At 72.6% G+C, this 23,111-nt stretch carries 21 protein-coding genes and 1 pseudogene; 9 read left to right on the forward strand and 13 right to left on the reverse strand.

Going from position 1 to position 23,111, the window contains the following annotated elements:
* Window positions 1-98: 98 nt before the first annotated feature.
* Window positions 99-2,024: a hypothetical protein gene (locus ACFQ7Q_RS28220; RefSeq protein ID WP_383559903.1), complete on the reverse strand. Its 1,926-nt coding sequence runs from the start codon at window positions 2,022-2,024 to the stop codon at window positions 99-101.
* A gap of 213 nt (window positions 2,025-2,237) precedes the next feature.
* A complete protein-coding gene (locus ACFQ7Q_RS28225) occupies window positions 2,238-3,038 on the reverse strand; it encodes a tyrosine-protein phosphatase (RefSeq protein ID WP_383559905.1) in 801 nt (266 codons plus the stop codon).
* 100 nt (window positions 3,039-3,138) lie between these two features.
* Between ACFQ7Q_RS28225 and ACFQ7Q_RS28230 the strand changes: the two genes are divergently transcribed.
* Window positions 3,139-3,546, forward strand: coding sequence for a hypothetical protein (locus ACFQ7Q_RS28230; protein ID WP_383559906.1), 408 nt, complete (start codon window positions 3,139-3,141; stop codon window positions 3,544-3,546).
* Window positions 3,547-3,622: 76 nt separating this feature from the next.
* On the opposite strand, the gene ACFQ7Q_RS28235 is transcribed toward ACFQ7Q_RS28230, so the two are convergent.
* Window positions 3,623-5,038, reverse strand: coding sequence for a DUF1996 domain-containing protein (locus ACFQ7Q_RS28235; RefSeq protein ID WP_383559908.1), 1,416 nt, complete (start codon window positions 5,036-5,038; stop codon window positions 3,623-3,625).
* A 67-nt stretch (window positions 5,039-5,105) separates the two neighbouring features.
* Window positions 5,106-6,101, reverse strand: a complete 996-nt coding sequence (locus ACFQ7Q_RS28240) for an NAD-dependent epimerase/dehydratase family protein (RefSeq protein ID WP_383559910.1) — start codon at window positions 6,099-6,101, stop codon at window positions 5,106-5,108.
* A gap of 220 nt (window positions 6,102-6,321) precedes the next feature.
* Here ACFQ7Q_RS28240 and ACFQ7Q_RS28245 point away from each other — a divergent pair, with 220 nt between their 5' ends.
* Together ACFQ7Q_RS28245 and ACFQ7Q_RS28250 are read left to right on the forward strand one after the other, a co-directional pair.
* Window positions 6,322-6,879 (forward strand): hypothetical protein, encoded by a 558-nt coding sequence (locus tag ACFQ7Q_RS28245; RefSeq protein ID WP_383559911.1) that lies wholly within the window; start codon window positions 6,322-6,324, stop codon window positions 6,877-6,879.
* 45 nt (window positions 6,880-6,924) lie between these two features.
* Window positions 6,925-8,340, forward strand: coding sequence for a PepSY-associated TM helix domain-containing protein (locus tag ACFQ7Q_RS28250; protein WP_383559913.1), 1,416 nt, complete (start codon window positions 6,925-6,927; stop codon window positions 8,338-8,340).
* Here ACFQ7Q_RS28250 and ACFQ7Q_RS28255 read toward each other — a convergent pair whose 3' ends face one another.
* The 3 genes from ACFQ7Q_RS28255 to ACFQ7Q_RS28265 form a co-directional block, all read right to left on the reverse strand.
* The gene (locus ACFQ7Q_RS28255) at window positions 8,341-8,874 is read right to left on the reverse strand and encodes a winged helix-turn-helix domain-containing protein (protein ID WP_383559915.1); all 534 of its coding nucleotides are present in this window, start codon (window positions 8,872-8,874) and stop codon (window positions 8,341-8,343) included.
* 350 nt (window positions 8,875-9,224) lie between these two features.
* Window positions 9,225-10,256 carry a glutamine synthetase gene (glnII, locus tag ACFQ7Q_RS28260; RefSeq protein WP_383559916.1) on the reverse strand — a complete coding sequence of 344 codons (1,032 nt, stop codon included), beginning with the start codon at window positions 10,254-10,256 and terminating at the stop codon, window positions 9,225-9,227.
* Window positions 10,257-10,391: 135 nt separating this feature from the next.
* Window positions 10,392-11,108: a hypothetical protein gene (locus ACFQ7Q_RS28265; RefSeq protein ID WP_383559938.1), complete on the reverse strand. Its 717-nt coding sequence runs from the start codon at window positions 11,106-11,108 to the stop codon at window positions 10,392-10,394.
* Window positions 11,109-11,543: 435 nt separating this feature from the next.
* On the opposite strand from ACFQ7Q_RS28265, the gene ACFQ7Q_RS28270 reads away from it, so the two are divergent.
* A complete protein-coding gene (locus ACFQ7Q_RS28270; RefSeq protein WP_383559918.1) occupies window positions 11,544-12,461 on the forward strand; it encodes a Gfo/Idh/MocA family protein in 918 nt (305 codons plus the stop codon).
* 161 nt (window positions 12,462-12,622) lie between these two features.
* Here ACFQ7Q_RS28270 and ACFQ7Q_RS28275 read toward each other — a convergent pair whose 3' ends face one another.
* The 4 genes from ACFQ7Q_RS28275 to ACFQ7Q_RS28290 form a co-directional block, all read right to left on the reverse strand.
* Entirely contained in the window at window positions 12,623-13,264 is a 642-nt protein-coding gene (locus ACFQ7Q_RS28275; RefSeq protein WP_383559920.1) for a hypothetical protein, read from the reverse strand.
* A 65-nt stretch (window positions 13,265-13,329) separates the two neighbouring features.
* Window positions 13,330-14,763, reverse strand: coding sequence for a PLP-dependent aminotransferase family protein (locus ACFQ7Q_RS28280; protein ID WP_383559921.1), 1,434 nt, complete (start codon window positions 14,761-14,763; stop codon window positions 13,330-13,332).
* Window positions 14,760-14,927 (reverse strand): hypothetical protein, encoded by a 168-nt coding sequence (locus tag ACFQ7Q_RS28285; RefSeq protein ID WP_383559923.1) that lies wholly within the window; start codon window positions 14,925-14,927, stop codon window positions 14,760-14,762. The genes ACFQ7Q_RS28280 and ACFQ7Q_RS28285 overlap by 4 nt, the downstream gene beginning before the upstream one ends.
* Window positions 14,928-14,943: 16 nt before the next feature.
* Window positions 14,944-15,411, reverse strand: a complete 468-nt coding sequence (locus ACFQ7Q_RS28290) for a MarR family transcriptional regulator (protein ID WP_383559925.1) — start codon at window positions 15,409-15,411, stop codon at window positions 14,944-14,946.
* Window positions 15,412-15,475: 64 nt separating this feature from the next.
* Between ACFQ7Q_RS28290 and ACFQ7Q_RS28295 the strand changes: the two genes are divergently transcribed.
* Window positions 15,476-16,330 carry an alpha/beta fold hydrolase gene (locus tag ACFQ7Q_RS28295; RefSeq protein WP_383559927.1) on the forward strand — a complete coding sequence of 285 codons (855 nt, stop codon included), beginning with the start codon at window positions 15,476-15,478 and terminating at the stop codon, window positions 16,328-16,330.
* Window positions 16,331-16,478: 148 nt separating this feature from the next.
* Here the strand turns inward: ACFQ7Q_RS28295 and ACFQ7Q_RS28300 are convergent, their stop codons facing one another.
* Entirely contained in the window at window positions 16,479-16,838 is a 360-nt protein-coding gene (locus ACFQ7Q_RS28300) for an arsenate reductase family protein (protein ID WP_383559929.1), read from the reverse strand.
* 148 nt (window positions 16,839-16,986) lie between these two features.
* Between ACFQ7Q_RS28300 and ACFQ7Q_RS28305 the strand changes: the two genes are divergently transcribed.
* The 3 genes from ACFQ7Q_RS28305 to ACFQ7Q_RS28315 all read left to right on the forward strand — a co-directional run bounded on the left by ACFQ7Q_RS28305 (window position 16,987) and on the right by ACFQ7Q_RS28315 (window position 20,844).
* Window positions 16,987-17,262: a hypothetical protein gene (locus tag ACFQ7Q_RS28305; protein WP_383559931.1), complete on the forward strand. Its 276-nt coding sequence runs from the start codon at window positions 16,987-16,989 to the stop codon at window positions 17,260-17,262.
* Between the two features lie 266 nt (window positions 17,263-17,528).
* Window positions 17,529-17,840 carry a trypco2 family protein gene (locus tag ACFQ7Q_RS28310; RefSeq protein ID WP_329121337.1) on the forward strand — a complete coding sequence of 104 codons (312 nt, stop codon included), beginning with the start codon at window positions 17,529-17,531 and terminating at the stop codon, window positions 17,838-17,840.
* A gap of 7 nt (window positions 17,841-17,847) precedes the next feature.
* Window positions 17,848-20,844, forward strand: coding sequence for a trypsin-like peptidase domain-containing protein (locus tag ACFQ7Q_RS28315; RefSeq protein ID WP_383559932.1), 2,997 nt, complete (start codon window positions 17,848-17,850; stop codon window positions 20,842-20,844).
* Between the two features lie 101 nt (window positions 20,845-20,945).
* Here ACFQ7Q_RS28315 and glnA read toward each other — a convergent pair.
* A pseudogene (glnA, locus tag ACFQ7Q_RS28320) lies at window positions 20,946-22,358 on the reverse strand (type I glutamate--ammonia ligase); the annotation flags it as partial.
* Window positions 22,359-22,589: 231 nt separating this feature from the next.
* Here glnA and ACFQ7Q_RS28325 point away from each other — a divergent pair.
* A complete protein-coding gene (locus tag ACFQ7Q_RS28325; RefSeq protein WP_383559933.1) occupies window positions 22,590-23,057 on the forward strand; it encodes an RDD family protein in 468 nt (155 codons plus the stop codon).
* Window positions 23,058-23,111 lie beyond the last annotated feature (54 nt).

The raw sequence follows: 23,111 nt of genomic DNA on the forward strand, positions 1-23,111 counted from the left end.
ACTGAGGAGTAAGCAGTTGGCAACAGGCCCGTGCATGCGGAATCTTCGGGCCGGGACGGGGATGTGCCGCGCCGCCCTCCTCGCGTGGGCGGCGTCGCCTACCGCAGCGCGCCCACCCTCGTTCCGTCCTCCAGCGTGCCGTTCAGATCCGCCCGGGTCCCCGCCTGCGCCTTCACCGCGAGGAACCGCCCCTCCGCCTCGCCCTTCACCCCGCCCGTGGTGCGCAGGGACGCGAACTCCTCGCTGCCGGCGGCCAGGACGTACCACTGCCCGCTCTTCGCCTGCCAGAGCACCCCCGAGAGGACCCGCGGCTCACGCGCCCCGCACGCCGGGGACTCCTCGGCCTTCGCCGCGACGGCGGCCGTCCCGCCGGGCGCCGGAACCGCGAACTGGGCGAGCACCCTGCTGCCCGTACCCCGCCAGGTCTCGGCCCGTGTGCACAGCCAGGCCGCCCGGCCGCCGCCCTCCGGCAGCCGCTGCGCGGCGAACTGCCAGGCGTTGACCGCGCGCACCCCGTGCGAGCGGACCGTCGCCAACTGGCAGGCCGCCCGCGCCCACGCCGTCCGCGCGGCCGTCCCCGCCCCGTCCACCGGAGCGGCGGCCGGCGGCCCCGAGGTCAGCCGGGCCGGCACCAGCTCGCCCAGATCGGTCAGCAGCCGCACCCCCGTCGCGTCCCGCACCTGGAGCGTGTTCCAGACCGAACACCCCCGCGCCTGCGCCGGGCTGAGCATCGCACTCGTCACCCCGTGCGCGTCCCGCTCCAGCCGCCAGGGCTCCTTCGTGGGCGCCAGCAGGTCCCGTACCGCCGTCTCCCGTACCCAGGGAGCCGTCAGATAACGGACGTTGGCCGTGCTGCGCGAGACGACGAGGGCCGCGGAGCCGACCGCGTCCGCCCCGTCCGTGCGCGCGAAGTCCAGCGCCGCCCCGCCGGTCCCCGTCCCGGCGGCCGGCTCCGCGTACCGCACGGCCCGAAGCCCGTCGTGGAACAGCACCACCCGTGACCCGTCGACCTCCCCCGCGTACAGCAGCTGCGACGGACCCATCGGCGGTCCCACCGGTGTCCCGGGTGTCGCCGAGGACCGCACCGAACCGCCGGGCCGCGCCCAGACCGCAAGCGCCCGCCGCAGCAGCGCCCGGTCGCCGGTCAGAGCGCCCCTAGCCGGCCACACCGAGAAGTCCGTACGCGCCGAGCTCTGCCAGAAGCCCGCGGGGACCCGTCTCAGCGTTCCCGGGTCGAGCGCCGCCTCGGCCGCCGGATTGCGCGCGTACGAAGGCGCCGCGGCGCCGTTGCGCCCCCAGCCGTCCCCCGGCAGACCGAGCAGCGTCCCGCACACCACCACGGCCGCCGCCGCGGCGAGCGCGGCCTTGCCGTGCTGACGGCGGCGCATCAGGTCCGTCGGCCGGGCCTGCAGCGAACACGGATCGAACTCGGGCGAGTCGAGCAGGGCGTACAGCGCCTCGACGCCGTCGGCCTCCTCCAGCGCGGTGCCCGCGTCCTCCTCCGGGACCCCCGCCGCCACGAGCACCCGCAGCACCTCCCCGTCCCCCTGCCGTTCGAGCCCCCGCAGCACGTACACCGCGCGCGCCGGCCCGGACAGCGCGGAGAGCCGCTGGTCCAGGGCCAGTTCGTCGGCCCCGCCGGCGCGCGGGAACAGCCGCAGCCCCCACACGTGCGGCAGCAGCGGCGGGAACTGCGCCCGCCGCGGCAGCGCCCGGCGCCTCAGCGGCAGCCCCGCGATCAGCGCCTGCCGCAGCACCTCGCCCCGTACGTACGCGTACCCGGGGTCGACGGCGTCCTCGGCGCGGCGCGTCCCGGGGATCCCGGCACCGGACGTCCGGCGGCGCGGCAGCGACCGCTGGACGAGCGCGTGCGCCGTCAGCACCCGACGGTTGCGCCCGAGCGAGGGCGGCAGCACGAGGTAGGCGATCCGGACCAGCCGCGGATAGTGCTCGACGAGCGCGGCCTCGGCCTGTTCGACATCGACCGGGCCGAGGGGGGAGGGGGCGAGTTCCTGGGTGCTCACATTCAGCAGAACGAGCGAATCATCCGATGGTCACCCCGGCGGTCGGCCTGTTCGGACTGCCTCGCTCCGGATTCCCCGGAGGGCGGATTCCAGCCGGTCGCGGGCCTCGTCCCGGGCGGCTGGGCCGTTCGTCGAGGACCGCCGGCCGCGCCGGCGCGCCCTGGTCCGAAGGCGGCCCGGATCGATGTCGGCCCGGGCCGGCCGCCCCGGACCTCACGCCTCGTACACCGTCAGCCGCTCGCGGATCACGGCCGTCACCTCGTCCGGGACGCCCAGGCCCTCCCGTACGTACTTCTCCATCGAGCCATGCCGGACCGCCACCTCGTCCAGCGCCGCCTCCAGGTACTCGGGTACGACCCCGATCAGCGCCAGAGCCAGCTCCGGGTCGCCGCCCTGCGCCGTGAAGCCCTCGATCATCGGCGCGAAGGCATGCCGGACGGCCGGATTGACCGACAGGTACTCCGCCATGACCGTCTCCTCGTCCGCGCCGAGCAGCGACAGCACGATCGTCGCCGCCCAGCCGGTGCGGTCCTTGCCGGCCGTGCAGTGGAAGAGCAGCGGACCGGTGTGCGGATCGCCCAGCTCACCGAGGAAGGCCCGGTAGGACGCGCGCGCCGAATCGGAGCTCACGAAGGCCCGGTAGGTCCGGCGGAAGGCCTCCTGGGCCCGGCCCCCGCCCAGGTACTTGTCGGCGAGTGCCGGGTCCGTCAGCAGCTGCTTCAGCCGGGCGGCGGGCGGCAGCCCGCTGGTGGCGAGATGGTCGGCGAGCACGTCCGCGATGAGCAGGCGCGCGCCCGGCGGAAGGTGGTCCGGCCGGTCGACGCGCTCGTTCTCGGTGCGGAAGTCGACGACCGTGCGGATGTCGAGCCCCGCCACCAGGGGTTCGGCGGGGTCGAGCCGGTCGAGCTGGGCGGAGCGGAAGATCCGGCCCGGGCGGACGCTGCGTCCCTCGCCGAGGGGGAGGGAGCCGAGGCCCCGGAGGTTGGCGACGGTGGCGGCGGGGATGGCAGGCATGGCGTCGACTCCTCCATATCGGTAGCTATCGCAGCAAACCGTAACCGATCGGATTTCGCTTCTCCCGGCGCGACCGGGCGGGCAGGATGGGCGGATGCTGATGCGTACGCGACGAACGGTGGCGGTGGCGGTGCTCGTGATGCTGGCGGGGTGCGCGTCCACGCCCGAAGAGGCGAGCGGGACCCTGGAGCAGATCGCCACGAAGGCGGAGTGCGCGCCGGACGTCCAGACGGACGCGGCCGAGCTGCGCCAGGCGAAGTGCGCGACGGACGACGGGACGTACGTCCTGACCACCTTCGCGACCGACCGGGGCCAGCGCGAGTGGCTCAACCAGGCCAAGGACTACGGCGGTTCGTATCTCGTCGGCCGCAAGTGGACGGTGTCGGGCGACTCGGGGACCGTGGAGAAGGTACGCGAACGGCTCGGCGGTCAGGTCGAGACCACCGAGCCGCACGGGGCACACACGTCCCAGTCGCCGCACGCGTCACACTCCGCCGGACACCACTAGGGCACGACCGGGGCACGACTGAGGGGGGTGCCCGGCCGATTCCGGCCGGACACCCCCGGTGCCCGCGACGCAGGCCCTAGGAGCAGCGGCGCCCCTCGTTGATGCAGCTCACCACCTTCCGCATCAGCCGCTCGTCGAAGACGTTGATGAAGTCGCCGTGGTCCGTGATCGGCTTGTGCAGCTGCTCGGGGAAGGAGTCGACGGCGAAGCCGGGCCCGGGCGGAACGTCGTAGACGATCCGCTGCACCAGCTGCGGGATGGCCCGGAAACCGTTGCCGCAGCGCCCGCTCGCCGGGTCCGCGAAGGCCACGTGCGTACGGTGGTTGGCGCTGTCGGTGTTCCGGCCGTCCCAGCAGCTCTGGAACTTGAACGTCCGCACCACCTTGCTGCCCTGCGGACAGATCGGGTACTTGTCCTTCAGCTGCCGGTCCTCGAAGCCGGTGCACGACCACGACGCGTTGGCATTGGCGTCGCCGTTGGTGAACGCCTTGGCGTCGCCGGTGATGATGCGCAGGAACCGCGGCATCGCGGTGACCTTGGAGACCGGACTGCCGACGAAGTTCAGCGTGACCTGCGCGGGCGTCTGGATCTCGCCGACGTTCTGGTCCTTGCCACCGCCGTCGGCCTGGGCGTCGTTCTCCGCCTGGCCGTTCTGGAGCCGCAGGACCGGCCAGTAGTACGTGGAACGGTCGCCCTGGTTGCGGCAGGTGGTCCGGCCCTTGGCCAGGTCGTCGTCACTGGCGAAGGCGTCGTTGGCCTGGTTGCCGACGTAGTCGTGCATATGGTGGGCGCCGTTGCTCACACCCGGCGCGACGATGACGTTGTCCGGGTTGAACTTTCCGTTCTCGTTCTTCCCGCAGTTGGTGGCGAACGTGCCGCGCGAGGCGCCGCGGCGCTGCTGGGGGCGCTTCACGTTCGGCTGCACGGACTGGATGTCGACGAAGTCGGAGGCTTCGGGACCGTTTCCGGACTGCCCCTCCGGCTCCTCCTGCCCCTCCCCGTCACCGTTGTCGCCACCGTCACCCTGGCCGGCGCCGTTGTCGCCACCGTCGTCGTCGGCGCGCAGCGTGCAGGGCGCCATGCCCTCCAACTGCTTGCCGGTCAGCTGCGTGATCCGCTGAAGGATGTTCAGCCGCTCGTTCCTGAGGGGGGTGAGGATCTGCTGCTCGGCGAAGGCGGGATCGCTCTCCACCCGCTCCCTGTTGTCGGCGAAGCGCTGGTACGCGACGGTGATCTGACTGTCCAGCGTGGCGAGTTCGCGGTCCACCGACGCCCGTGCGGAGTCCGGGACCTCGGTCAACTCCTGGGCGACATCGGGACAGTCGATCGTCGAGACCGCATTCTGCCGGTCAGGCGGCGGCGGATCGCCCCAGCCTTGGCCGGCCGAGGCATACACATTGGCGGCGATCAGGCCGCCCCCGCCCAGGATCAGGGCGACGGAGGCGGCCACCGCTCGTTTCGCGCGTGTCGAACGTTTTCTTGTGCGTCGCATGGGACTTCATACGGACGGCAGGGCCCATGCGTTCAACGGAACCGATACGGACATCGGTCCGAGCGCCTCAGCCCGCGAGGAGCGCCGCCTCCCGCTCCGGGTCGAGGCCCACCGACGGCCGGTCCGGGCGCTGCGGCGCGGACCCGCCGATCGACCGCAGCCAGGCCCAGGTGTCCTCGACCGTCTCGGCCACCGGGCGGCAGCGCAGCCCCGCCGCGAGCGCCTTGGAGACGTCGGCGGTGTGCATCGCGTCGTACGTCTCGCCCGGCGGAATCCACACCGGCAGGTCGGACCAGGGCTCGACACCGGCTTCGAGCAGCTTCTCCGGGTCGGTCCAGCGCAGTTCGGCGTCCGAGCCGGTCGCCCGCATACAGGCGGCGAGCAGCTCGTCCGTCGTCGTGTGCCCGGGCGGCGAGACCAGGTTGAACGGGCCCGAGAGCCCGGCCTGGGCCGCGTCGAGCGTCCACTCGGCCAGATCGCGGGCGTCGATGTACTGGAGCGGCAGCTCACGCGGTCCCGGCGCGAGGACCGGGCCGCCCCGCGCGATCCGGCCCAGCCACCACGGCAGCCGGCCGATGTTCTCGTACGGACCGATGATCAGCCCCGCGCGGACGAGGAGGGACCGGTCCGCACCGAAGGCGTCGACCGTCGCCAGCTCACCGCCCCGCTTCGCCTCGCCGTACGGCACCTCGCCGGCGTCCGGGGAGCCCTCGACCAGCGGACCGTCCTCGGCCAGACCCGCCGCCGGCGGCCAGGCGTAGACGGAACGGCTCGACACGTAGACGAAGCGGTCCACCCGGTCCCGGAGCAGCCGGGCGGCGTCCCGGACCACCGAGGGCGCCGCGGACCAGGTGTCCACGACCACGTCCCAGGAGGACTTCTCGTCGTCGGTGAGCGCGGCCAGCCCGCCAGGGGCGACACGGTCGCCGATCAACGAGACGGCCCCCGCCGGAGGCTCGTGGCGGCCACGGTGGAAGACCGTCACCTCCCAGCCGCGCGCGAGCGCGGCCTCGGCGACAGCGCGCCCCACGAACTCCGTACCACCCAAGATCAGAAGTCTCATGCCACGAACTGTGCATCGCAGGACGGGGCAACGCCCAGCCGTTCCTCTACGGGAGAAATGCGGGGGAGGCCGAGAGAAATCGGGAGGTGGTCTCCCGCTCCCGGCGACGGGGTGTCACCATGGCCGAATCATGACGGATGCCCGCTCGCCGATACGCGCCCTGCGAGCCGCACTTTTCGCGGCGGTGTGCGTGTCATTGGCAGCCGTGGGGCATTCGTCCATGTCTGCGCACGATCTTCCCGCGGGATCGCTCTACACCGCCTTCGCCGTCACGGCGGTCCTCGCCTGGCCGGCCACCGGCCGCAAGCGCGGGACGTGCACGATCTCCGGCGGCCTGGTCGCCGTCCAGGCGGCCCTGCACCTGATCTTCTCCGCGGGCGAGGAACAGGGCACCGCGGACCACACGGCGATGGCCGACCACGCGACCATGGGCCATCCGGCCATGGACCCTTCGATGCTTCCGGCGATGGAGACGGCCGCCGGCCACTCCTCCCTCGGCATGATCGCCGCCCACCTCCTCGCCGCCCTGGTCTGCGGACTGTGGCTGGCCCGAGGCGAGGCCGCGCTCTTCGCGCTCGCCCGGACCGTCGGGGCGCTCGCCTTCACCCCGCTGCGCCTGCTGCTCGCCGTCGTCCGCGTCCCCGAACTCCCGCACCCCGTACGCCCGCGCCCGCACACCCGCAGACTGCACGGCGTCGTCCTCGCGCACACCCTCTCCCGGCGCGGCCCGCCCCGGCTGTCCGTACCCCGCGCCACAGCCCTCGGAGCACGCGTCTGACCCGGGGGCCGATTCCCCCTGTCGACACCGACTCCTAGGACAGTCATGACCATTGACGATCCCGCGCGCCCGGACACCGAGGCAGCGCCCACCACCCTCGACGCGGAAGCGACGAGCAGCGGCGGCAAGAGCACCTGGAGCGCACTGCGCCCCCTCGTCCTGCGCCTGCACTTCTACGCCGGCGTCCTCATCGCCCCCTTCCTGCTCATCGCCGCCGCCAGCGGCCTGCTCTACGCGCTCTCGTTCCAGGCCGAGAAGGTCCTCTACGCGCACGAGCTGGAGGTCCCCGTCGGCGACAAGGTCCTGCCGCTCTCGCAGCAGGTCCACGCCGCCACCAAGGTCAACCCCAACGGCACCGTCACCGCCGTCTGGCCCTCCGCCGAGGACGGCGCCACCACCCGCGTCCTGATGGCCGACCCCGACGTCGAGGAGGGCAAGTCCCTCGCCGTCTTCGTCGACCCGTACACCGCCGAGATACGCGGCCAGCTGCCCAGCTACGGCGGCTCCGGCGCCCTCCCGCTGCGCACCTGGATCGACGAACTCCACCGCGATCTGCACCTCGGCGACCTCGGCCGCAACTACAGCGAGCTGGCCGCCAGCTGGCTGTGGGTGATCGCTCTCGGCGGCCTGGCGCTCTGGATCGGCCGCAAGCGCAAGAACCGCCGGTCCCTCGTCGTCCCCGAGCGCGGCCCGAAGTCCCGCCGCCGCACGCTGTCCTGGCACGGCACGGTCGGCCTGTGGGCCGTCACCGGACTGGTCCTGCTCTCCGCCACCGGTCTGACCTGGTCGCGCTACGCGGGCGAGAACATCGGCGCCGTCCAGGACCAGCTCGGCGGCGCCACCCCGACCGTCTCCGCGACCCTCGAAGGCGCGGCCGGCGGCTCCTCGGAGCACGAGGGCCACGGCGGCGGCCACCAGACCCCGACCGCCAAGGGCCCGGACGTCGGCATCGACCGGGTCGTCGAGGCCGCCCGTGCGAAGGGCATCGAGGGCAAGATGTCCGTCGTCCTGCCCTCGGAGGGCAAGGGGTACGTCGTCAAGGAGACCGACGCCCAGTTCCCCGTCCACCTGGACTCGGTGGCCGTGAACCCGGCCGACGGCACGGTCATGGACGAGCTCCGGTTCGCCGACTACCCGGTGCTCGCCCAGCTCACCCGCTTCGGCATCGACGCGCACACGGGCGTCTTCCTGGGCCTGTTCAACCAGCTGGCGCTCGCCGCGCTCGCGCTGGCGCTGATCCTGCTGATCCTCTGGGGCTACCGGATGTGGTGGCTCCGCCGCCCCGGCCGCCCGGTCGCGCGCGGCGCCTGGCGGAAGGTCCCGCCGACGATGCTGCTGCCGCTGCTCGCGGTGACGGCCCTCGTGGGCTGGTTCGTCCCGATGCTGGGCATCAGCCTGCTGGCGTTCCTCGTGGTCGACCTCGCCCTCGGCCTGGTGGCCAGGGCGAGGTCCCGAGCCTGATCAGGGCGTGTACTTGTAGCCGACCCGCCGCACGGTCTGGATCGTGTGGCGGTGCTCGGCGCCCAGCTTGCGGCGCAGCCGGGCGACATGGACGTCGACGGTCCGCCCGTCGCCCACATGCCCGTACCCCCAGACCGTCGTGACCAACTGGTCGCGGGTGTGGACCCGGTGGGGGTGGGCGACGAGGTGGGCGAGCAGCTCGAACTCGAGGTACGTGAGGTCCATCGGCTGCCCGTCCACGACGGCGATCCGCTGCGCACCGTCGATGGCCACCGGCCCCTGCTCCTCGGCCGCGGGGGCCGGAGCGGGCACGTCCTGGTCGACGGGCAGCAGGACCAGGTACCCGACCATCGGCGGACGCCCGGGCAGCGTGGGCAGCGCGTTCGGAGGCGCGGGAAGCAGCGTGGCACCCGGCGGCAGGAAGTCCGCGACCCGGGAGAGGTCGACGACCTCGTCGGGATCGACGGCACGAAGCCGGGGCCGGTGCGGACGGACGGCGGTCAGGGACGCGGTACCGGTCTGGGTGTGGGCCATGAGGGCTCAGCTCTTTCGCGCGAAGAAACGAACGGACAGGTGTCGTACGTCGTGCGCGTCGGCCGAAGGCCGCGGAACCGGACGATGGCCGGTCGGGCGTTAGGGGGTCGACGCGTTCCTCACGCGCCGACAGCACCGGTCGAAATCGTGGTGCTGCCGGGAAGGCCAGAACGGCTCGAGGTCGAGGCGACCTGTCGCGGTGTCGTTCTGCTTGCTGGCCATATCCCTATTGAACCAGAAGGGAATGCCGCCGACGAGCCCCACCCCGGCCAAACCCCCTGTCGTCCTTGCCACATACGAGAAAGGCGCCCACCGTTCGCCGGTGGGCGCCTCTTCGGGAAGACTGCGGATCAGACCTGGCCGGCCTTCTCCAGGGCCTCGCAGCAGGTGTCCACCAGGAGGCGGGTCACCGTGTACGGGTCCACGTTCGCGTTCGGACGGCGGTCCTCGATGTAGCCCTTCTGGTCCTGCTCGACCTGCCACGGGATACGGACCGAGGCGCCGCGGTCGGAGACGCCGTAGGAGTACTCGTCCCACGGGGCGGTCTCGTGCAGACCGGTCAGGCGGTCGTCGATGCCGGCGCCGTAGTTCTTGACGTGGTCGAGCGGCTTCGAGCCCTCGCCGAGGGACTCGGCGGCGGTGATGATCGCGTCGTAGCCCTCGCGCATCGCCTTCGTCGAGAAGTTGGTGTGCGCGCCCGCGCCGTTCCAGTCGCCCTTCACCGGCTTCGGGTCCAGCGTCGCCGAGACGTTGAAGTCCTCGGCCGTTCGGTAGAGCAGCCAGCGGGCCACCCACAGCTGGTCCGCGACGTCCAGCGGCGCCAGCGGGCCGACCTGGAACTCCCACTGACCCGGCATGACCTCGGCGTTGATGCCGGAGATGCCCAGGCCCGCCTTCAGGCAGTTCTCCAGGTGCGCCTCGACGACGTCACGGCCGAAGATCTCGTCGGCGCCGACACCGCAGTAGTAGCCGCCCTGCGGGGCCGGGAAGCCGCCGACCGGGAAGCCGAGCGGGCGCTCGCCGTCGAAGAAGGTGTACTCCTGCTCGATGCCGAAGATCGGCTCCTGAGCGGCGTACTTCGCGTAGACCTCGGCCAGCGCGGCACGCGTGTTGGACTCGTGCGGCGTCATGTCCGTGTTGAGGACCTCGCACATCACCAGGATGTCGGCACCGCCGCGGATCGGGTCCGGGCAGACGAAGACCGGCTTGAGGACACGGTCCGAGGCGTGGCCCTTGGCCTGGTTCGTGCTGGATCCGTCGAAGCCCCAGATCGGCAGCTCGTCCAGAGTGGCGCCCGTGCCCGGCAGAATCTTCGTCTTGGAGCGAAGCTTCGCGGTCGGCTCGGTGCCGTCGATCCAGATGTACTCAGCCTTGAAGGTCACGGGGCCTCATCCTTTGGCGTGCTGCTGCGGGGTTTGCTGCGGCTCGCGACGCTGCGAGAGCTGCGTTGTGTGTCTGCGCGCAGCTTCGCAACACGGGATTTCCCGCCCGTTGCCCGTTTGTGAACCCCGTGTTACTCAGCCTTCCCGATCTTCGCGGAGCCGCTGTGCGACCTCGTGGGTGTTGAGCAGTGTGCCGAGGCCGGCGCTCTCGACACGCCGTATGAGCTCGGCATACGTCGTTCCGAGCGCCTCCGCCGTGCGGCCCAGGTGCCAGTCGCTGTCCGCCGGGCGCCGGAGCGGACGGCCCCTTCTGATCTGGTTCTCGGAGAGCCGGAACGCCTTCAGACACAGGGTCCGGCCCTTGCGGTCCGCGATCAGTTCGCCGATGTGCTGTTCCTGACCCGCCCGTTGGAACGGAGGGAGAGAGCGGTACAGATCGTGCGAATTCATCCGGTACGCCCGCTCGAAGGCGTACGAGGTCCCCGGCAGGTCCCGTGCCATCAGACCGTCGTGAGCCTCGACCCAGGACCGCTCCTGCGCTCCGGCCGCCGCCCGCAGATCCGCGAGGGTGCGGACGGAACCGGCCCCGTCCCGGATGCGCGCAGTGAACTCCGGCACCGGGGCGCCGTAGAACGCGTACTGGTGGGCCGGCTCCCCGTACAGATCCTCGACCAGCGTCGGGTGGAGCACGCGGCAGTCCTCCGGGTGGGGCACGACGAACGCGTCGGCCGGCGCGTCGGCGACGTACAGCATCAGACCGCACTGCCCCGGGTGGATCTCGAAGATCCACCGCGCCTCCGCCGGCCCCGGCACACTCCACCCGGCGTACGCCGCCTCGGCCCGAGGCGACAGCCCCTGCCGTACCGCCGGCTGGGGCCACTCCCGAACCGCGCGATCTCCCACCGGCGCCGCCAGGTCCTCGGCGTCCCGGATTCCGGCGGTCGGCGCGCCCGGCGTCAGTCGGTGCACGTCGAAACCGCCCGCGTCGTATACGGGGTTCACATGGACGCCGCTCGTCCGGCGCTCCGGGGCGAGCCGGCTGAGTCACAAGCCCCTGCCCTCACGCTCACCGCGTGACGGCTGGACGCGGCCGGGCCTCGTCGGAGCCGTCGATGACCCGAGCGGCAATCCCGGGAGTTCGATCCTGGGTAAGTCGACAGGCAGGTCCCGGAGGCCGAGGCCGGGGGCATGGCGACACGGGCGAGAGGCGGAGCCGTACGGGGGCGCGGGGTACGGAGGCCGGATCCCTGTGCCTCTGCGTACAGAGGGGCGCGGCAGACTGGGGGCATGACCAAGCACCCGGGTGTGAAGCCCCGTATCGGACTCCTCGGCACCGGCCCCTGGGCCGCCCGCGCCCACGCGCCCGCGCTCGCCGCGCACGACGGGGTCGAGTTCGCCGGGGTGTGGGGACGACGGCCCGAGGCGGCGGCCGAGATCGCCGCCGCGTCGGGGACGGCCGTGTACGAGGACGTGGACGCGCTCTTCGGGGCCTGCGACGCCGTGGCGTTCGCCCTGCCCCCGGACGTGCAGGCACCGCTCGCCGTCCGGGCGGCGGCCGCCGGCTGTCATCTGCTCCTGGACAAGCCCGTGGCCACGACGCCCGCGGCGGCCCGCGAGGTGGCCGATGCGGCGGAGAAGGCCGGGGTCGCGTCGGTGGTCTTCTGCACGCTGCGGTTCGCCGAGCCGACGGCGCGGTGGATCGACGAACAGGCGGCGGCCGGCGGCTGGTTCCTGGGCGAGGCGCACTGGCTGGGCTCGCTGTACGGCTCAGGATCCCGCAGTGCGTACGCGGATTCCCCGTGGCGGCGCGAGAAGGGCGGCCTCTGGGATGTCGGTCCGCACGTGCTCTCCGTGTACCTGCCGGTGCTCGGCGACGTCACCGAGGTGACGGCGGTGCGGGGCCCGGCGGACACCCGGCACCTGGTCCTGCGCCACGCGTCGGGCGCGAGCAGCACGGCGACGCTGACCCTCTCCGCCCCGCCGGAGGCGGCGGAGGCCGCGCTCACCCTGTACGGCGAGCGCGGCCGGGCGGTGCTGCCGGCGTGGGACGGCGCGTTGGGCGCGTTCGCCGGGGCGGTGGACGCGCTCGTCGAATCGGCCCGGACGGGGGTACCGCACGGCTGCGACGCCCGATTCGGCGTGCGGCTCACCGAAATCCTGACCCTGGCAGAGCAGACGACGGCCCCCGAGACACCCAGCGCCTGAGGGGTGACGCCGGGTGCGGGGGCCGCATCGCGTGGGGCCTGACACCGGCTCCGAGGGGCCCAGCGCCTGAGGGGTGACGCCGGGCGCCGGGGGACGCAGCGCCTGCGGGCCGGCGCCGGGCGCGGTGCCTCCGCCGCCTCACGCCGCGCTGTCGGGCGTGGTCAGCCGACCCGTTCGATCCGGGCCTTGCGGATCAGGAACTTTCCGGGCTCGCGGACCTGTTCGAAGGCCGCGTTGTTGAGGAGTACGCAGCTGCCGGAGACGGATGTGACCTCGACCGTGGTCGACTGCGCGTTGTCGAGGTTGGTCACCTTGAGGCGGGTGCCGAGGGGGAACTGGTTGCTGGACGCGGCCGGGGCACCGCCCTCGCCGGAGAGCGTCACGGTGGAGCCGGCGCAGACGACGTCCCCGGACCCGGTGTCCCCGCCTCCGCCCCCGCCCCCGGCGGGCGGCGCGGTCGTGGCGGGCGGCGCGGCCTGCGTGGGGGGTGCGGCCGGCGGGGCGGCCGAGGCCGGCGGGGCCGCTTCGGCGCCGCCCCCGCACCCCGAGGCCGCCTGCTTGCGCCGGATCTCGGCGATCACCGCCTCCCGGTTGGCGATCCGCGCCTGCGACAGCGCGTCCGGGTTGGCGCGCTGGTCCGCGATGAACCGCTCGTTGTTCGCGAGCGCCGTGGCCAGGCCGTCGCAGGCCACGGACGCCTGGCTCGTACCGGCCACGACCACCGCCGTACCCCCGGCGAGCACGAGAGCACCCGCCAACAGCGCGATCTTCTTCTTCCGGCTGAGCGTTTTCCTGCGTGACACGTGAGGCTCCGTTCGTTTCCTGTCGGTTCCTGTGGCGTCAGATACGAGGAGCCCGCCGGTTCTTCTCAACGCAGTGCGGAATCAAGGGCATTGCACAGGGCATCGAGTGCCCCGCCGTACAGCCGCTCGGGTGGCGTCGCATACCCCACGACCAGCCCGTCCCGCCGCTCCGGCCCGTCCCGCCCGTCCTCGCGTACGGGATCCACCGTGTCCGGATGCTGATACCCGCTCAGCCCCTCCACCGCGACCCCGTGCCGCTCCGCCGCCGCGAGCGCCGCGCGCTCCGTCCCCGGCGGAAGCTCCACCACCGCATGCAGCCCGGCCGCGATCCCCGTCACCCGTACCTCCGGCACCCGCTGGGCGAGGGCCGCCACCAGCCGGTCGCGGCGCTCGCGATGGCGACGGCGCATCCGCCGCACATGCCGGTCGTACGCGCCCGAGGCGAGGAAGTCGGCGAGCGTGAGCTGCTCGGTGGCGGAGGAGTACGGCTCACGCTCGCCCTTCGCCGCCACCACACCGTCCACCAGCCCGCCCGGCAGCACCATCCAGCCGATGCGGAGGGTGGGGGAGAGGCTCTTGCTGACGGAGCCGATGAGGGCCACCCGGTCGGGGTCGAGGCCCTGCAGGGCGCCGACGGGCCGGCGGTCGTAGCGGAACTCCCCGTCGTAGTCGTCCTCCAGGACGAACCCGCCGGTCGTCCGAGCCCAGTCCACGGCTGCCGCGCGCCGCTCGGGACGGAGCGGCCCGCCCGTCGGGAACTGATGCGCGGGCGTGAGCAGGACGGCGCCCGAGCCGCGCGGGATCTCGCCGACGCGCGCCCCGTCCTCGTCGACGGCCACCGGCACGGTACCGACCCCGGCCTCGGCGAGCAGCCCGCGGTGGAAGGGGAGCCCGTACGCCTCCACCGCCCAGGGGCGGCCGCCGACGACCCGGGCGAGGAGCCGCAGCGCGTGGGCCGCGCCCGAGCAGACGACGATCCGGTCGGGTCCGCTCCGCACCCCGCGCACCCGCGCCAGATACGCGGCGAGCTCCCTGCGCAGTTCCACCCTTCCCCGTGGATCACCGATACCGAAGGCGTCGTTCGGCGCGGCCGTCAGCGCCCGCCGCGCCGAGGCGAGCCAGGCCGTACGGGGGAAGGCCGCCGGGTCCGGCTTGCCCTGGACCAGGTCGTACGGGAGCGCTCGTACCGTCTCCCTTCGCGCACCCTCCGGCTTCGGCGCCGCGACGCGTTCGGCGACCCGTGTCCCCGATCCCTGCCGCGAGGACAGCCACCCTTCGGCGACCAGCTCCGCGTACGCGTCGGCGACGGTGTTGCGGGCGACCCCCAGATCGGCGGCGAGCGACCGGTAGGGCGGCAGACGCGTCCCCGCGGCCAGTCGCCCGCTCCGCACCGCCTCGCGCAAGGCCCGGATCAGCACGGCCCGCCGGCTGCCGGCCCCGGTCAGTTCCAGATGCAGATCGACCCCGAGAACCTCGGCGACCTCGCTCCCCTCGCTCAAGCGCCCACTCCGGCGGCCATGTCGTCTTCGGGGAGGCCGGCCCGGTGGACGGCCCGGCGGGGCGGCCCGTCACCCCCGTTCTCGTCGTGGGCGAGCAGACGCAGCAACAGCCGCGTGGGGAGCGCCGGGTTGGAGGCGGCTCCGCTCAGAGCCGATGAGTACACGGCGACCATGATCTCCCTACCCCTGTGTAGTTCCGGGCCCGTCGGTGGTGGACATGATCTCTCGTACGCCTGTCAGGAACCGCCGCACCGTATCCACCTCGTCCTCGTCGAACGCGTCCAGCAGCGCGACCGTCCGGTCGATCAGCGGCCCGAAGGACGCCCGGCCCAGTTCCTTGGCGCTCTCCTCGACCCGCAGCAGCACGCGGCGCCGGTCGCGGTCGTCCCGGACGCGGGCGACATGGCCGAGCCGTTCGAGCCGGTCGATGACGGAGGTCGTCCCCGCGGAGTTGAGTCCGAGCTGCGCGCCGAGCCATCCGGCGGTCGCGTCCGTCCCCGCGCGCTCGGCGTCGAGGAGGCAGATCAGGGCCCGGACGTCCGTGGCGTGCATCGCGTTGCGGGCGGCGAACTCGCCTTGGCGCAGACCGAATTCGACCGTGACCGCGCGCAGCAGATGAAAGATCCGCAGCTCCGGTGAGTCTGTCACTTCGCCGCCTTCCCTTCTATTATCTCGCTCAGCGAGATTATCGTCGAGCGAGAGGTATTGCGCCATGTCCGTCGCCGTCTCCGGGACCTTCCTCGCCGCCTACGACGAGGTCCTCGCCCGCTGGCCCGCCGGCACCACCACCTCCACACTGGCGACGGCGCACGGCACGACCCATCTGATCAGCCACGGCCCCGAAAGCGCCCCACCCGTCCTCCTGCTGCCGGGCGGCGGCGCCACCGCCACCGGCTGGTACGCCACGGCCGCGGCCCTGGGCCGGACCCACCGCGTCCACGCCGTCGACCTGATCGGGGAGCCCGGCCGCAGTGTCCCGGAGGACGCCGACCCCATTCGTACGGCCGGCGACCTGACGGCCTGGTTCGGCAGCCTCCTCGACGCCCTGGGCCTGCGCTCCGCCGGCCTGGTGGGCCACTCCTACGGCGCCTGGATCGCGCTTCGGTACGCCCTGAAGGACCCGGCCCGCGTCGACCGGCTCGTCCTCCTCGACCCCACGAACTGCTTCACCGGCTTCAGCCCGCGCTATCTGCTCCGCGCCCTGCCGATGCTGCTGCGCCCCACCCCGGCCCGGAACGCCGCGTTCCTGCGATGGGAGACCGGCGGTGCGGAGCTCGACCCACGGTGGCGGCACCTGAACGCGCTGGCCGCGGACTTCCCGACCGTCCGCCCGGTCACCGGTCCGCGCCCCACGCGAGCGGAGCTGAGCACCCTGAAGCCACCGACGCTGCTCCTGCTCGCCGAGCACAGCCGTGCCCACGGCATCGCCAAGGCGGCGGCCCGGGCGCGGGCGGCCGTGCCCGCCATGGAGACCGCGACGGTGCCCGGGGCCACACACCACGTGCTGCCGGTGGGGTCGCCACCGGAGACGTACGACCGCATCGCGGGCTTCCTGACGTCGGAGTGAGGACATCGGGGTGAGGACGACGGAGCGAGGACGACGGCGTGAGGACGACGGCGTGAGGACGTCGGGGTGAGGCGGTCGGCGTGAGGACGCTGGCGTGACGCGGTCGGTGTGGCGGGAACAGGAAGCGACGCCACCGACGCCACCGACGTCAGCGCGACATCGCGTCGCGCACCGCCTCCTCCGTCCGCCCCACGACGGCCGTGCCGTCCTCCGCCGTGATGATCGGCCGCTGGATGAGCTTGGGATGCGTGGCGAGCGCCTCCACCCACCGGTCCCGGTTCGCCTCGTCCCGGGGCCAGTCCTTCAGGCCCAGCTCCTTGGCGTCGGCCTCCCCGGTCCGTGTGATGTCCCACGGTTCGAGACCGAGCCGCTCCAGAACGGCGCGGATCTCGTCCGGGTTCGGCACGTCCTCCAGGTAGCGGCGCACGGTGTAATCGGCGCCCTCCGCGTCGAGCAGACTGATCGCGCTGCGGCACTTGGAACAGGCGGGATTGATCCAGATCTCCATGCGCCACACGGTACCCCCTCCGCCTCGCTCCACCACCCCCCAAACCCTGTCTGGCCAGGGGCGATTGTCAGTGGGGGCGCCTAAAATAGGGGGTGAAGGTGAGGGTCCCGGGGAGGGCCCGCACCCAGTTTTCGCCAGGAGGTCGCCCATGGCTCTCGCCGTGATCCGGACACCGTCCCTCGAACCCTGGAAGCCCCTCCAGAAGAGGCCGCTCCCCGCGGGCCGCCCCCGCGAGTGGTACATCGCTCACAACCGCCGACTGAAGGCCATGCGTCTCGCGATCGTCCTGCTCGACGCGGGTGTCCACGACCCCGCGAAGGCCGGCAACGCGAAGATACGCACCACGGCCGAACTGCTCGGCATCCACCCGCCGTCCGACACCACCTGCCGCATGGTCCGGGCCCTGATCCGCTACGGCCGCTGACCCCACCCGCACCACCATGTCCGAACGGGCCGTCACCCCGACCCAGGGGCGACGGCCCGCTCGGACAACTCCACCGATTCGCACCGGCCGGGGGCGACGGCCCGCCCGGGCAACTCCACCGATTGGCAGTCCACTTGGCGGCCCGCGTGCCGGCCGGCCGACAGCTCTCGACCGACCCCCGCCGATATGATCTCCGCGTAGACGTACGGCCGTTCGGGCCCGGGAGGGACAGCCCCCGTGGCGACGGTGGACGAGGGGGCATACCGGTGGACAACGCCGTGGAGTTGGCGGACATCATCGCGCAGCTGCGCCACGACTTGAGCCGCGCCATGGCGGAAGGCGAAGGCACCGACCTGCGCTTCCAGGCGGAGCAGATCGAGCTGGAGCTGACCGTCGGCGTGGAGCGGAGCCGGGAGCCCGGGGTGAAGGTCCGGTTCTGGGTGTTCGACGCCGGAGCCACCGCGCGGCAGGCGACCACCGACACCCAGCGGCTCACCCTCACCCTGAAGCCGGTACGCCCCGACGCCCCGGACCGCTCGGTGCTGATCTCCGGTGACGAACTGCTGGGTGAGGACTGATCGCGCCATGCCCGACACCAGCAGGCGCACCACCGGCGGAATCGACCCGCACCGCATCGCCGAGGTCATCGTCACCACGCCGTCCGGCCGCCGGCGCGGCTCGGGCTACCGGGTCACCGACACGACGGTGCTCACCGCCGCGCACGTCGTGACCGGCACCACCGGGACCCGGGTCCGCTTCGACGTGGACCGGCCCGGGCAGTGGGAGGCACCCGCGGACGTGGCCTGGCACGACGTCGGCAGCGACGTGGCCGTCCTGACCTTCGTACCGCCGTCGACCGCGCCGTCCGTCGCGCCCGCGCCGTTCGGGCGCATCACCTCGGACCACCACGCCGTCGTCGCCGTCCACGCCGCGGGCTTCCCGCTGTGGAAGCAGCGCCGCCGACCGGACGGCGGACAGTTCCGGGAACTCCACCAGACCGACGGCACCGTCGCGGCACTGTCCAACCTGAGGACGGGCACGCTGGAGATCACCGTCGCACCGGCCGGAGCCGACCCCAACCCCCAGGTGTCGCCGTGGTCGGGGATGTCGGGTGCGGCGGTCTGGGCCGGCGACCTCATCGTCGGCGTGGTCGCCGAGCACCACCGCTGGGAGGGATCGGGCCGGCTGACCGCCGCCCGGATCGACCACGCCCTGCTCCCGGCCGGCGGACCGCCCGCGGCCGAACCGGCCGCGCTGCTGGCCATCGACGACCCCCAGGCGCTGCCTGAAGCGGGTACGCGACCACCGGGCGCGCACGGACCGCACCACCGGGAGGAGCCGGCCGCGAGCGGCCCCCCGGCCCGGTCCAGGGTGATCGGGCTGCCCGTCGCCCACGGCATCGAGCTGTTCAAGAACCGCACCCGCGAACTCGACCTGATCGGCCGCCATCTCGGCGATCCCGCCGTCCGCATGGTGACGGTCACGGGACGCCGGGGCATGGGCAAGAGCGCTCTCGCCGCCAAGGTCATGGACCTCCTCGACCGGGGAGAGTGGCCCGGCCACTCCGCGGCGCCGCTCCCGTCGGGACTCGTCAACCTCAGCACCCGTACGTCGGGCATCTCCCTGGAGCGCCTCTACTTCGACTGCGCCCAGCTGCTCGGCGGGGAGCACCGGACCCGTCTGCACGAGGTCTGGGCCGCCCAGCTACCCGTCCAGGACAAGCTCGACGAGCTGTTCGCCGCGATGGGCGACCGGCTCTTCGTCATCCTGATGGACAACTTCGAGGACCTCCTCCACGACGACGGACGGGTCCGGGACGAGGAGGTGGCGCTCTTCCTCGACTGCCTCTTCCGGGCCCGGTCCACCCCGCGCCTCCTGGTGACGACCCAGGTACCGGTACGTCTCGCCCCCGAGCTGCGCCGATTCGTCGCCCAGGTCGACCTCGCCGAGGGGCTGCACCCCTCCGAGTCCATCGCGCTGCTGCGGGAGCTGGACCGCGACGGCAGCCTCGGCATCGCGCACCTGTCCGACGAGGAGCTGCTCCAGGCCGCCGTGCGGATGCACGGTGTCCCGCGCGCCCTGGAGCTCCTCGTCGGCGCCATGGCCGACGACGACATGATGCTGCCCACCCTGCAGGACGTCCTGGCCGACTACGCCCAGCGCCGTGACGTGGTCGAGGGCCTCGTCCAGGACCGCCACCGCCAGCTCGACGCCGGGAGCCGTACGGTCGTCGGCGTCCTCGCGGCTCTGCGCACCCCCGTGCCGCAGCCGGTGATCCAGACGATCGTCGGCGGCCTCGATCCCGAGCTCGACATCGCGCACATCCTGGCCCACCTCGTACGGATCCACCTGCTGTCGGTGGACCGCAGGCACCGCACCTTCGCCCTGCACCCGATGGACGCCGACCTGGCCTACGGCGAGCTGCCCGCGGACGGCCCGACCGACCGCACGGCCGTCGAGCGGCGGATCGCCGACTGGTACGCGAACATCGCCCCGCCCCGAGCGGCCTGGCGGACCGCGGACGACGTCCAGCCGCTGCGCCGGCAGTTCGATCATCTGGTGCGCGCCGGTGACGTCGACGCCGCGGCGATGGTCCTCGGCGAGATGGGGGAGTGGCTGGTCTGGCAGGGCTCGGTGCTCGGGGTGATCTCGATGCACCTGGCCATCGACGGCCGTCTCACCGACGACCGCGCCCGCCTCGCCCACCTCGGCTCCTTCGGGCACGCCCGGCTGACGGCAGGGCCGATGGAGCACGCGGTCGAGCTGTTCACCGAGGCGGCAGACCTGGCGGAGCGGCTCGGTGATCGCCGCGCCCTGCAGAACGCCGTCTTCGGCCTCGGCGACGCGTACCGACAGCTCGCCCGCCTCGACGCGGCGGTCGGCCCGCTCGCCAGGGCAGCCGACCTCGCCCACGAGAACGGCGACATGGAAGGCGAGGTACACGCGATCCTCTCCCTGAGCCTCGCGTACAGCTCTTTGGGGGACGGGGAGACGGCGCTGGCGAGTGCCGACCGGCTGGCAGAGGTCGCCCGGACGTCCGGGGACCGCCTCACCGAGGCCCGCGCGGCGAACGCCCGTACGATCGCGCTCCTGACGCTTGAGCGCTGGGAGGAGACGATCGTCTCCGGCGCCCTGGCCGCACGCGCCTACCGCGCCGCGGACAGCCACGAGGCGATCACGTACGCCCTGAACGCCCAAGGCATCGCCCTGCTGGCGCTGGCCCGCGTGACGGAGGCGTTGCCCGTGCTCCAGGAGGCGCTGGACGAGGCGTCACTGATGGAGAACCCCCGCGCGGAGGGCGTCTGCCTCTGCAACCTGGCCTGGGCCTACTGGCGCGACGGACAGTACGCGCAGGCGGCCGAGGCGGCCGAGCGGTCGGCGGTCTCGCTGGGCATCGCGGGTGCGGCGGAAGCGACGGCGGCCCAGGCCCTCGCCGAGGCCGCCCGTGCCCGCGCCGTACCCCGCCAGCGGGAGGCCGCCGAAGCCCTGGTCCGCGCGGCCGACGCCCTGGGAGGCAACGTCGAGGTGGTCGCCCCGTCCTGGCTCGCCGCCCAGGCGGAGCTGCTTCGCGCGGACGGCTGACACCGGCCGACCGACAACGGCGAGGGCCGCCCCCCCCCACCCGGGGGGGGGCCCAAGCCCTCGGGCAGTCCCCGCTGTACGTCCCCGATCATTAGGTGGGAGTATTTCTCGAACACGTGCGGGTGCGGGCGCAGCTGGATCGGGGCGATCTCGTGGGTGCGCTTGTAGTCGATCCAGGTCTCGATGAGGTCGGAGGTGAAGACACCGCCGGCCTGGAGGTACTCGTTGTCGTCCTCGAGCGCGTGGAGGACGGCCTCCAGGTTGGTCGGGACCTGCTGGACGTTGGCGTGCTCCTCGGGAGCGAGCTCGTACAGGTCCTTGTCGATCGGCTCCGCCGGCTCGATCTTGTTCTTGATGCCGTCGAGGCCCGCGAGGAGCAGCGCCGAGAAGGCGAGGTACGGGTTCGAGGACGGGTCCGGCGCGCGGAACTCGACGCGCTTGGCCTTCGGGTTCGAGCCCGTGATCGGGATGCGCATGGCGGCGGAGCGGTTGCGCTGCGAGTACACCATGTTGACCGGGGCCTCGAAGCCCGGGACCAGGCGGTGGTACGAGTTCACCGTCGGGTTGGTGAAGGCGAGCAGCGACGGGGCGTGCTTGAGGATGCCGCCGATGTAGTAGCGGGCGGTGTCCGAGAGGCCCGCGTAGCCGGTCTCGTCGTAGAACAGCGGGTCGCCGTTGGCCCACAGCGACTGGTGGACGTGCATGCCCGAGCCGTTGTCGCCGAAGATCGGCTTCGGCATGAAGGTCGCGGTCTTGTTGTTGCGCCAGGCGACGTTCTTCACGATGTACTTGAAGAGCATCAGGTCGTCGGCCGCGGCGAGCAGCGTGTTGAACTTGTAGTTGATCTCGGCCTGGCCGGCGGTGCCGACCTCGTGGTGCTGGCGCTCGACCTGGAGGCCGACGTTCTCCAGCTCCAGGGAGATCTCGGAGCGCAGGTCGGCGAAGTGGTCGACCGGCGGGGCCGGGAAGTAGCCGCCCTTGTAGCGGACCTTGTAGCCGCGGTTGTTCTCCTCCGCACCGGTGTTCCAGGCGCCGGCCTCGGAGTCGATGTGGTAGAAGCCCTGGTTCGCCGAGGTCTCGAAGCGGACCGAGTCGAAGACGTAGAACTCGGCCTCGGGGCCGAAGTACGCGGTGTCGGCGATGCCGGTGGAGGCGAGGTACGCCTCGGCCTTCTTCGCGATGTTGCGCGGGTCACGGCTGTACTGCTCGCCCGTGATCGGGTCGTGGATGAAGAAGTTGATGTTCAGCGTCTTGTCGCGGCGGAAGGGGTCCACACGGGCCGTCGACAGGTCGGCGCGCAGCGCCATGTCGGACTCGTGGATCGCCTGGAAGCCGCGGATCGACGAGCCGTCGAACGCGAGCTCCTCCGCCGGGTCGAAGGCCGTCGCCGGGATCGTGAAGTGCTGCATCACGCCCGGGAGGTCACAGAAGCGGACGTCGACCATCTTGACGTCGTTGTCCTTGATGAACTTCTGGACCTCGTCGGCGTTCTGGAACCCGTGCTTCTCGGACATCCAACTCCTCCTACTCCCGGCCCGGGGAGGGGCGGGGTTGCAGCTCGGTCGTGCGGCCAGTGCGGTGGCACACGCTGGACCCGACCATAGGCAGACGGGATTTCTCAAGCATGACCCATTTGTTTCGCCCAAGTTAACCGGGGCGGCCGCGCTCGGCATCGCGAAGCGCCGCCCGCGCCGGACCGCGACCCGGGCCGAAGTGATCAAAAACGGGCGCAGTAACGTGGACGCGTGGACAACAGGCAAGCAATGGGATCGTGGCTCTCGGGACCCCGCGCGGCGGCCGAGGACGCAGGCGTCGACTTCGGTTACCGGGGGGAGCAGCTCGGACTTCCCGAGGAGGGGCCCGGCTCGATCGCCCGGCCCGGCCGCAGGATCGGCGCCCTCACCGTCGACTGGGCACTGTGCATGTTGATCGCATACGGCCTGGTCACCGACGGCTACAGCCAGGCGACCGGCAACTGGGCGCTCGTCATCCTGCTGGCTTTGAGCGTGCTCACGGTCGGCACCGTCGGCTCCACCCCCGGCAAGCGGCTCTTCGGCCTCCGTGTCGCCTCGGCGAACGGCGGTCGGCTCGGCTTCCTCCGCGTCGTCGTCCGCAGCGTCCTGGTCTGCCTCGCCATCCCGGCCCTCATCTGGGACCGTGACGGCCGCGGCCTCCACGACCGCCTCTCCGGCGCCGTACAGGTCCGGATCTGACGCAGAACGGCGTAGACCGAGGAAGGGGCGCCCCGGAACCGATCGGTTCCGGGG

The organism is Streptomyces sp. NPDC056527 (assembly GCF_042794475.1).
GTDB lineage: Bacteria > Actinomycetota > Actinomycetes > Streptomycetales > Streptomycetaceae > Streptomyces.